The following is a 10,763-nucleotide window of genomic DNA, read 5'->3' on the forward strand; positions in this document are numbered from 1 at the left end:
CGTCAGCCCCCCTCCGCGGGCGCGCTCCGCCTGCCTCCTCGCCAGGGCACGGCTCGGCCGCTTCAGGCGAGCGCGATCCTCATCGGATGAGCAGCGCTCCCGGCGCCGAGCGGCTAAGCTCGGGCCGCGCCAGCCCATGAAGTTCGTCCACGCCGCCGACCTCCACATCGACAGCCCCCTCCGCGGGCTCGACCGTTACCCGGGCGCCCCCGTCGAGCAGATCCGCGGGGCGACCCGCCGCGCGCTCGAGAACCTCGTGAACCTCTGCCTCGCCGAGGAGGTCGACCTCCTGCTCCTCGCGGGCGACATCTACGACGGCGACTGGAAGGACTACAGCACAGGCCTGTTCTTCGCCGCGCAGCTCTCCCGGCTGCGCGCCGCCAAGGTGGAGGTCGTGCTCCTCTATGGCAACCACGACGCCGAGAGCAACATCACGCGTCACCTGGAGCTCCCCGAGAACGCCCGGCGGCTCGATCCCCGCCGCCCCGAGTCCATCGTCTTCGATCGGCTCGGGACCGCCGTCCACGGACAGAGCTTCGCGACCAAGGCCGTCACCGACGATCTCGCCGCGGGTTATCCGGACGCGCGGGCAGGCCTCTTCAACATCGGCATGCTCCACACCTGCCTGGGCGGCCGCGAGGGCCACGACAACTACGCTCCTTGCAGCCTGAACACCCTCGTCGGGAAGCGATACGATTACTGGGCGCTCGGCCACGTGCACACCCGGGAGGTGCTCTCGCGCGATCCGTACATCGCGTTCCCCGGCAACCTCCAGGGCCGCCACGCCCGCGAGACCGGCGAGAAGGGCGCCCTCCTCGTCGCGGTGGACGAGGGCCGCATCACCTCGGTCGAGCACCGCCCCCTCGACGTCGTGCGCTGGTGCGCCTGCGAGGTCGATCTCTCCCCGGCCGCGAGCGCCGACGACATCGTGGATCTGACGCGGGAGGAGCTCGAGCGGCGCCTCGCCGAGGCGGACGGGCGCACGCTGGCCGCGCGGGTCTTCCTGTGCGGCGCGACGAAGGCGCACGCCGCGCTCCGCGCCGATTTCGAGCGCTGGACGGGGCAGATCCGCGCGATCGCCAACGACCTCGGCGGCGCGCTCTGGATCGAGCGCGTTCTCTCCCGGACGATCTCGCCGCTCCAGGTGGGCGCGCTGGAGGAGCGGGACGACGCGATCGGCCAGCTCACGCGGTCGCTGCGCGCGCTGCGCGACGACGAGGCGGGCCTGTCCTCGCTGCTGCGCGAGTTCGCGAGCCTCAGGAACAAGCTGCCCGTCGAGGCGCGCGAGGGAGACGACGCGGTCCGCCTCGACGACCCGGCGTTCCTGCGCGAGGCGCTCGACGACGTGGAGCACACGCTGATCTCGCGGCTGCTCGGCGCGAGCGACGCCCCCTGAAGGCCGGCGCGGCCCCGCGGCGCGCCTGAGCTCCGACGCCGCAGCGTGACGGCGCGCCCGAGCTCCGACGCCGCGGCGGTAACGGCGGCGCGCAGCGCTCCGACCGCCGCTTGACGGCGCGCGGTTCTCCACCATGCACACCTCGCGATCCGGCGTGACGCGAGCATCACCTCGAACGTCCGGACGCCATGGAACGAACGGGGGAATCATGGTCGACCAGGACGCTTTTCCGGAGCTGTTCCATCCGAGCAGCCGCGCCGAGCCGCACGCGATCTACGCGCGCATGCGCGCCGCGGGGCGCCTGCATCGCCTCATTCACCCCCGCCTCGACGTGCCCATCTGGGTGGCTCTGCGTCACGACGACTGCGTGGAGCTCCTCAAGGATCCGCGCCTGATCCGCGACGTCCACAAGCTCCCTGCCGAGGTGCGCCGGCGTTACTTCCCGCTCAGCGAGCGCACGACCTTCATGGATCGGCACATGCTCGACGCCGATCCGCCGGATCACACGCGGCTCAGGGGCCTCGTCCAGCGGGCCTTCTCGCCGCGGATGATGGAAGGGCTGCGCCCGCGCATCCAGGCGATCGCGGACGGGCTCATCGACGCCGTGATCGACCGGCGCCGGATGGAGCTCGTGGCAGACTTCGCGTTTCCGCTCCCCACCGGGGTGATCGCCGAGCTCCTCGGCCTCCCCGTCGAGGATCGCGACCGGTTCCGCCGGTGGACCAAGGTACTCCTCGCGCCCGCGAAAGATCGCGAGTTCGTGGAGCGCGGGCAGTCCGTGGTGGAGGAGTTCGGGGCGTACTTCCGGGCGCTCTTCGACGCGCGCCGCAAGGCCCCGCGCGACGACCTGATCAGCGGCCTCGTGCTCGCAGAGGAGCAGGAGCACAAGCTGAGCCCGATCGAGCTCTCGAGCATGGTGTTCCTCCTGCTCGTCGCGGGCCACGAGACCACCGTGCACCTCATCGCGAGCGGCATGTTCCTCCTGCTCTCGCACCCTGCGGAGCGGCGCCGGCTGGACGAGGACCCCGGGCTCGTCGGCTCCGCGGTGGAGGAGGCGCTGCGCTGCGAGGGGCCGGCGGAGCTCTCGACGATCCGCTGGCCGCTCGAGGACATCGAGCTGTTCGGCGCCCGCGTGCCGGCGGGAGAAGGGGTCGCGGCGGGGCTCCTGGCCGCGAACCGGGATCCGGAGCACTTCCCGGATCCGGACCGCTTCGACATCGGCCGCTCGCCGAACCGGCACATCGGCTTCGGGGGCGGGATCCACTTCTGCCTGGGCGCGATGCTCGCGCGGATCGAGGGGGCGATCGCCTTCTCGACCCTCCTCCGGAGGCTGCCGCGCATCGAGCTCGCCACCGCGCCGCGCGACATCGTGTGGAGTGAATGGCCCATGATCCGCGGCCCGGCGGCGGTGCCTGTGGAATTCTGAGACTGACAACCCCGCAACCAGCAGCTCATCGCCGAGCTGGCCGGCCCGAGCTTCCCCGTCAACTGGCCCGGGAACGGGAGCCCCACCTCTTCGACGCTTGCACCCGGTGGGACACCTTCTTCGGCGCCCACCCGGCCGCGGGGCGGGGCATCATGATGTTCCCCCTGACCCCCGGGGCCTTCCACCACGCCATGGGAGGCACAACCATCAACGACGTGATGGCCGCCTACGACGCCTTCGTGGCCCCCAAGGGGCACGACATCGATCCCCTGAATCCGCACGGCCTGAACGACTGGCGGACCACGGAGAACCCGTGGCTTCCCTTCATGAATTTCTACAGCATCTTCACGAAGTACGCGGCCATGGCCGATCCTCAGAACGCCCCGGCCCGCTATTACCCGGTGACGCCGGACTACAAGGTCGTGGGCGGGATCGTCCCCAGGGACAAGCTCACCGACCCGGGCGACAGCGGCGTCTTCGTGTACCACTGGGGGCGCTACATGCAGACCCACGGGACGCCCGACCCCTGGGTCAAGGCGCTAAAAACGCAAGGACCCGAGGAAAGTCTCTGTTCCTCGCGCTCGCCATCTGATGCCATGAATTGAACGAGTCGCTCTTCCAGCAACTCCTCACGGGAGCCTACGACACAGGTGCTTGGTCGTGGGCTATACACGGGCCCTCACGCGGCGAGATGGCTTCCAAGTCTCATCCGACCGTAGCAGTTGGCCACCAAGCTGCCGCGAAGCGGCTTCGTCCAACTCGTAGATTTGTGCCCAGAGCACGCGAGAGCGGTTCACGCCGAGGCTGTTGACGACGGCTCTTGCCTCCCGCATCAGCTCCTCGACCTCCCGGGACGGCGCGGGAGGCGCCGCGACATAAATCGTTGAATGGCAACAGTAGGACCGCGGCGAGAGCAACCGCTTGCGGTGGAGTCGTGAATAGAATAGAAGGATAAACGGTTCACTTCGCTGCAGCCGGGGGGCCCCGCGGACGCCACGCAGTCGAGCTCCTGTCTCGCTGCAAACGCTCTGTCAACAGATAAGTCGTGGGCTCTCGGGGCAGATGAGGGGAGCGCAGTGCTACCCGGCAGGGTGAATTGTCGGGCGCTATGTCGCGATCCGCTCTCCTTCTTGTCTTCATCATTCGATCCCAGCACGCGAAAGGCATGACCATGCAAATTCCCACCACGCAATGCGGCGTCCAGATCCAGATCTGGGTCGACACCCATGCCATCCAGAATGGCAGCGCGCGCGGCGTGTACCTCGTCGACAACCGGGTCACCAGCGGCAGCCAGAACGAGGGCTCCGCGAACCTGGTGACCGCGTGCACGCAGGACGCCTCTATCTGCTGGCAGATCCTGACGGTGAGCCCGTGCGCTTCGTCGAGCGTGCAGATCCAGTCGATCGGCAACTCGGAGGCATGGGGTGCGACGGCCAGCCGCAGATCGCGCCGGACAACCCCAACGCGTTCACGGGCCAGGCGCAGAACCCGGGCTCTTCCTCTTACCAGCTCACCATCAACATGACCGCGAGCGGCGCCTCCGGGACCACGGTCATCCTGAACCCAAGCGTGAGCGTGCTGGCGCCGAGCGGTAGGGCTGCGGCGTGACCCGCCGAGCGGAAGCAGGAGGACCATCATGGAAGAGAAGAAGCCGCGAGAGGCCCACGTCCGCGTCGTCAAGCCCCGGAGCATCACGCCGTGCCCGCAGACGGCGATCTCGATCGCCGTCGACACGTCGGCTTCAACGTCTCGGCGGGGAACGTGTTCGGCAACCAGGGCTACCCGATCCCCGATCCCAAGGACCCGTCCTAATGGATCGGGCAGGCCGTCAACGCCGGCCAGCAGACCTACCAGATCCAGATCCTGGTCACGAGCGGCGGGATTCGGCCGACGAAGTACTACGTCAGCTGGGATCCATTCATCGCTGCGCGCTGACGCGCTCATCTGGTAGCGCCGCTGCGCCGCGATCCCGCGTGACGAGAGGATCGAGCACGGCGATCGGGCGCGGCGGTGGTGGGGATTCGCGCGCTCTGGCGGCACGCGCCTCTCGGCAAGACCATGAACAAGGGGTGAGAAGAGTGCTAGCGACGCATGCTCCACCGGTCCTCCCGAACCAGTACCTGGTCTACACCGGCTACCAGGGGCCGGACCAGCCGGGGGTGACCCAGACATGGGTGCTCCCGCCGGCTTCGATCTATCGCGGGAAGACCCCTCAGCAGCCGCTGAGCGTTCCCTTTCTCTTCTCGGGGAACGGCGATCCATCCACGCTCGGCGTACCGAACGACGACTTCATTGTCGCCGCGAGCTGGAGCGGGACGCCGACGCGCGCGAGCGTCAACGTCACCCTCCAGCTCACGGGCAAGAACGCGTGGAGCACCGGGGCCGCCGCGCGCGCCGCGCTCCGCGAGAACTTCCTCGCGTTCCTGGCGAAGATCGAGGCCTCGTTCGAGCTCGGATCGCCGCCGCTCCTGATCCCGGGCGCGACGTCGATCCTCGCCGCGGCCGTCGTGCAAATCATGCCGCTCCCCGTCGGCGAGGCGTTGCTCTACGCGTGCGGGCTCGAGTCGGGGAGGGGCACCGGCGCGCCGCCAGCGGTCGACGTGATGCCCGGGATGCGGCTCCGCTCCGAGCCCTCGGTGCGGCAGTACCTGGCCCCTCCGACGCAGGCGCTCTCGGGCTACGTATCGACGGGGACGCTCGCGTGGGAGGTCGCGGCGAGCACCGCTTCGGGCTCCAGCGTGCAGGCGTTCGATGCGTTCCTGGGCGCCGTCGCCTCCCCGCAGATCACCCCGCCGCCGGGATCGCGCGGGCCGATCTACGGCCTCCTGGATCTCGCGCTCGCGAACAGCGGTTACAAGTACCACCGGCTCGTCTATCCGCAGAGCGTGATCGCGGGCAGCGCGCCGGGGAGCCTCGACGCGCCGACCAACGTGACCCTCACCGGCGCGAACACCCTCGCCGACCTCCGCGCGAGCCCGCCGTACTCCGCGAGCTTCTTCGGCCGTGGCGTGGTGATCCCGGAGATCTGCGTCCTCCTCGCGGTCTCGAGCGCGACGCTGCAGCCCACCTGGGTGCCGCTCGGGACGACGGTGAACAACCTGCTCGAGCGCTTCACCCGCTGGAAGCCGCTCTCGACGGGCAGCGCGCAGAACGTCGTGCTCCTGACGCGCCCCGCGTACTCCTCGCAGCAGCTCGGCTGGCTTTCCGGCGTGTCGGTCGCGTTCGCGCCGACGAGCGCGGCCATCACCGATCTGCGCGCGCTCGATCTCCCGCTCTGGCCGGGCGACGGGCTGCTCCTGAACCTACCGGTGGGCCCGTGATGCTCCGCTATCTGCGCTCCACGGCGGTCCCGGAGCTGTACGCCGCCTCGGACGACGGGCAGCCGCCGCCGGCCGGGAGCGTCACGCGCTGGTTCCTCCTCCTCAAAGGCGCGAGCGCGCCCGCGACCCTCGACCTCTCCCAGACATGGGCCCTCGCGGGGACGTACATATTCCTGGAGACGCCGCTCCCCGCGGGCGGAGAGGCGGCCTTCGCCGGCGCGGCGTGGGGGTTCCTGGACGATCCTGCGTTCCGGACCCCACGCGTCGCGTGGTTCCCGAGCGGCGTTCCGACCGGCGGCGCGCTCGACGGGTACGTGCTCTCGACGTCTCCGCTCGCTCCATCGGTCACCGGGCGCGCGCTGGTTGTCACCTATCGCAACTACGCGCTCGTCGTCGGGACGGGCACGCCGCTCGGGCTGGACTCGTCCGCCCCCGCGTTCACGCTGACGCAGACCACCGCGGTATCGATCGCGCTCACGACCGAGTTCGGCGCCACGACGCTGCGCGGCGCGGGCTCGATATCCGTGCCCCTCACCGGGGCCGACGCGGGATCGCTGCGATTCCCGCTCTCGCTCGGCGCGACCGGCGGCGTCTCCGACCTCACCCACCTCGACGTCGGGCTGCGCACCTACTACGCGACGCCCGGAACCTCGACGGACGGCGGCGTCTCCACGCTGGTCACCTCGCTCGGCTACCCCGTCTTCGATCCCGAAGAGACGCCGACGCTCGGCGTGTCGCTGGCGCCCTTCAGCGTGGCGGAGGGGCGCAGCTATTTCACCTTCACGGCGGGCGTGAGAGCGCTGCGCTCGTGCTACGCGACGGTCACCGGCTATCGCGCGCTCCTGACGCCGTATGCCGACGGCGCGGGGCCCTCGGGGTCGCCGGCGCGCCTCGTGTTCGCGCCGCGGCCGAGCGCGCTGCCGCCGTCGCCCGACGATCTCTACACCCTGGTCCCCAAGGGCGATTTCGCGCTCGCGACCGAGGGACCATCGAATGAGCCCCGGGCGGCGGGCGTGGCGCCGGCGGTGGCCGTGACCTCGCCCAAGGCCCGGCTGATGTGCGGGGTCTCCGGCGTCGAGTACGTCGGGCTCGGCGCCGGGGCGAACGCGCTCTCGTTCTTCACCGGGAACCCCGCGTACGCGCGCGGGTTCGATCCCGCGTCGGGCGTGCAGGCGCCGACGGCGCTCACGACCGACGCGATGACCGCCTGGGCGCTCCCGAGCGCGCCCGGATCGGCGCCGCTCACGTACTACGCACAGCCCGACAGCGCGGTGCTCCATCAGCCGTCGAGCGGCACGACGTTCGCTCCGCTCGTCTACCTCGAGGTCGCCGCGAACGCGCTGCCGGCCGCCGTCGCGGCGACGGCCGCCGTCCCGCTCTTCCCGTACGCCGGCGTCTCGGCCGGCGATCCCGATCTCGACGCGTTCCTCGCGCTCGAGGCCAGGGTCCTGAGCCCGAGCCGGCGGGCGACGATCGCGAGGGAAGGCGGCCCTCCGCCCGCCGCCGCCGCGCACCCGCATTTCGCCACGGCGGCCGCGGCCGATGCCAGGTTCGCGGGCGTGACGCAGCAGGGGCTCCTGGCGATCTTCGCCGACGCCACGCTGCAGACGATCGATGAGCTCGTCCTCGCCCAGATGGCGGACAGATCGCGCTTTTCGCTCCGCGATCTGCCGAACGGGACGCCGCTCCGCACCGCGATCGCGTCGAACCAGCTCTTCCTGGTCGCGAGCAACCCGGCCGCGATACGGCCTCACCTCTCGGCCGATCCGGCGCAGAACCGCGTCCTGATCGAGGGCTGGACGTTCGATCTCGATCCGTCGACCTGGCTCACCACGGGGCCGCCGGGGCTCCGGGGGACGACGCTGATCTTCAAGTTCGCCGACGGGCCGCTCGTCGATCTGGCGAAGGACACCGGCGCCTGGGCGAAGGCCGGCGCGGGCGCCGCGCCGTTCAACGTCGACGACGAGGCGACGTCGACCCGCGTCGGGACGCTGATCCAGCAGGCGATCGACGCCTACGACGGCGGCAAGGGCGCCGCGGACTTCGCGACCTTCGTCGCCGCCGTGACCGATCCGTCGTGGCAGGGCGTCCTGATCCTCAACGCCGAGACGCCGCTCGAGGCGCTGCCCGATGCGTGCAAGGGGCTCGCGGCCGGCATCGATCCCGCGCTCTTCCACGCCCACCACGTCGGCATCAACACCGCGAAGATCACGTCGACGAGCCCTGTCTCCATCGAGGCGTCGTCGATGTTCGCGCTCATCCGCTACGAGGCGCCGCGGGCCCCGATCGCGCCGAACGGCGCCGCCTACCAGTTCCAGGTCGACCTGCTCGAGGTGCTCTTCGAGAGCTCGGCGATCCGCGGGTTCTCGAGCAAGATCGAGCTGCTCGTGGCGGAGCTCTTCGACGACGCAGTCGATCTGCCGGCCGCGGACCGGATCCTCTTCCTCTACGGCGTCCTCCAGCGCCAGACGATCGCGGGGAAGGTCTACGACACCTACCTCTTCCAGACGGCGCAGAACCAGCCGCGCGTGTTCCCCCTGGTGAAGGGGAGCGTCTTCCGGCAGATCCAGATCGGCAGCGCCCAGTTCGTCACCCAGCTCGACACCGGCGACGGCCTCACCCACACCTACTTCGCGCTCGCCGGTCTGCTCGATTTCGCGGAGCTCGAGGGGCTCGACGTCTTCTCGTTCGGCGGCTCGCCGGCCAGCGATGTCGCGGGGCTCTCGTACAGCAAGCTCCTCGTGCGCATGGCCTTCGACCCGGCGGTGCAGCACAGTAGCGTGTTCGCGTTCGACGCGACCGGCATCGCCTTCGATCCGTCGAGCAGCGCCGCGCGCCCGGACAGCCTCTACCGGCATTTCCCGATCAAGGTCTCGGCCTTCATCCAGGCCGACAGCGTCTCGTCGCCGGGCGGGCTGGGTTACCTCGGCGTGCAGAGCCCGCTCACGCAGAGCGCGCTCGTGTACCCCTGGTTCGGGCTGGTGTTCGATCTCGACCTCGGCTCGCCCGGCGCGCTCGCCGCGCAGGTGGGGTTCACCGCGCGGCTGCTCGCGGCGTGGAGCCCGTCGTCGGGCGCGTACAAGGTCTTCATCGGCCTGAAGCTCCCCGGGAGCGACGGGGGTAAAGGCACCGTCAGCATCGAGGGTGTGCTGAACCTCGGGTTCCGCGCCATCGTCCTCGGAAAGAACGGTGACTCGACGTATTACCTCTTGCTCAACGCGCTGACGCTCAAGTTCCTGGGCCTGTCCTTCCCGCCCGGCGGGCAGATCGACATGGCGCTCTTCGGCAACCCCGACGACGAGCACGACTCGAGCCTCGGGTGGTACGCAGCCTACACCAAGGATCAGGCGCAGAAGCCGGGCGGGGCAAGGGCCGCGCGGGCGCTTCCGCGGAGGAGGGCGTTGTGAAGATTCTCGTCTGGAACATCAAATTCTTCTCCCTGAACCGCATCAAGGGCCAGCCGTTTCCGGACATCAAGACGAGGTTGGACGAGGCCGCTCGAGCGTGGGCGAGCCGGCTGTACATCACGCTGACAGTGAAGGCCGCGGCGGCCGACATCTTCGTCGTGCTCGAGCCTCGGGCGTCGCCGGGGACCCCGGGGACCCTCGTCGATCCCGACAGCGGCGGCCCCTCCGGCCTGATCGAGCTGTTGAGCCATCTGAGGGGGCTCGATGACAACTGGTTCCTCGTGCCGCCGCAGCGGATCAACTCGACGAGGCAGGACCCCGTCGACAAGGGCAGTCAGTACACCGAGTGCATCGGCGTCTTCTGGCGGAACAACCGGGTCAATTTCACGGGGCCATGGGCGAACACCGCGCGGGGGATCGGGCCTGCGACCACCGACGTCCCCGCTGTCCCGTACGACGACCCCTGGAAGAAGGTCGTCCCAGACGGGATGTCCGCTGCCGGACGCTGCCTGTTCTTCAAGGGGCGAGAAGAGCTCGGCTTCCCCGACGCGACGTCACGAAAACCGTTCTTGACGACCTTCACGGAGGTCGGCGGCATGACGAGGACGCTCTGGCTGTTCTCGATACATAACGAGACGCACGGCAAGTCCGATCGGGCGACGTACGCGCTCGGGAAGCTGCCTTTCTCCCCCGGCGAAAAGACGATCACCCTCCTCGCCGGAGACTTCAACATCAACCTGAGCGCTCCGGACACGTCCCAGGCGGCTTCGCTCAGCGCCCTGCAAGAGGGCTTCGGCGACCAGCAAGAGGGCTTCGGCGACCTCTGGCCTCCGAAGATGGGGACGATCCTCGGCAAGGGTGACGTGTACCAGTCGACGCGCGTGTTGTCTGCGTTGGAGGCGACGCCGGCCGCCTACCACATGCCCGAGTCCCTTGATTTCGCGTTCCTGAACTACACCGAGGGCGCTGAGCCGGATTTTACGCCCTCGTGCCAGGTCGTCGACCGCGTGGCGGGCGCTCCGTATCCACCATTCATTACGGATATGTCCGTTCCGCTCGCGAGCTATGCCGACATGCCGGACAATGGAATCGATGTCTTCCAGCGCCGCTGGAACTACGGCCACATCGGTATCCCGACGAAGCTCAAGGACGCCCTCACACCGGTCGCGGACGGGACGAGCGATCACCTCCCCATCCTCCTCGAGGTGTAGGCC

7 protein-coding genes are annotated in these 10,763 nt (G+C 69.6%); all 7 read left to right on the forward strand.

The features are described from left to right. The first annotated feature begins 136 nt into the window (after positions 1–136). The 7 genes from WMF14_RS38655 (at position 137) to WMF14_RS38685 (ending at position 10,760) form a co-directional block, all read left to right on the forward strand. Positions 137–1,396 carry a metallophosphoesterase family protein gene (locus tag WMF14_RS38655; protein ID WP_437794659.1) on the forward strand — a complete coding sequence of 420 codons (1,260 nt, stop codon included), beginning with the start codon at positions 137–139 and terminating at the stop codon, positions 1,394–1,396. 208 nt (positions 1,397–1,604) lie between these two features. Next, complete coding sequence (locus WMF14_RS38660) at positions 1,605–2,822, forward strand: cytochrome P450 family protein (RefSeq protein WP_437794661.1); 1,218 nt, start codon at positions 1,605–1,607, stop codon at positions 2,820–2,822. Positions 2,823–3,013: 191 nt separating this feature from the next. Beyond that, complete coding sequence (locus WMF14_RS38665; protein ID WP_437794664.1) at positions 3,014–3,427, forward strand: hypothetical protein; 414 nt, start codon at positions 3,014–3,016, stop codon at positions 3,425–3,427. A gap of 718 nt (positions 3,428–4,145) precedes the next feature. After that, a complete protein-coding gene (locus WMF14_RS38670; RefSeq protein WP_437794666.1) occupies positions 4,146–4,430 on the forward strand; it encodes a hypothetical protein in 285 nt (94 codons plus the stop codon). Positions 4,431–4,891: 461 nt separating this feature from the next. Further along, positions 4,892–6,142, forward strand: coding sequence for a hypothetical protein (locus tag WMF14_RS38675; RefSeq protein WP_437794669.1), 1,251 nt, complete (start codon positions 4,892–4,894; stop codon positions 6,140–6,142). Further along, complete coding sequence (locus WMF14_RS38680) at positions 6,139–9,549, forward strand: hypothetical protein (protein WP_437794672.1); 3,411 nt, start codon at positions 6,139–6,141, stop codon at positions 9,547–9,549. The genes WMF14_RS38675 and WMF14_RS38680 overlap by 4 nt, the downstream gene beginning before the upstream one ends. Continuing rightward, entirely contained in the window at positions 9,546–10,760 is a 1,215-nt protein-coding gene (locus WMF14_RS38685) for a hypothetical protein (protein ID WP_437794675.1), read from the forward strand. Before WMF14_RS38680 ends, WMF14_RS38685 begins: the two co-directional genes overlap by 4 nt. Positions 10,761–10,763 lie beyond the last annotated feature (3 nt).

The organism is Sorangium sp. So ce693 (genome assembly GCF_051521375.1).
GTDB lineage: Bacteria > Myxococcota_A > Polyangia > Polyangiales > Polyangiaceae > Sorangium > Sorangium atrum.

Coding starts and splice junctions, on each gene's coding strand:
- WMF14_RS38655 (WP_437794659.1), top strand. CDS start 137: ATGAAGTTCGTCCACGCCGCCGACCTCCACATCGACAGCCCCCTCCGC.
- WMF14_RS38660 (WP_437794661.1), top strand. CDS start 1,605: ATGGTCGACCAGGACGCTTTTCCGGAGCTGTTCCATCCGAGCAGCCGC.
- WMF14_RS38665 (WP_437794664.1), top strand. CDS start 3,014: ATGGGAGGCACAACCATCAACGACGTGATGGCCGCCTACGACGCCTTC.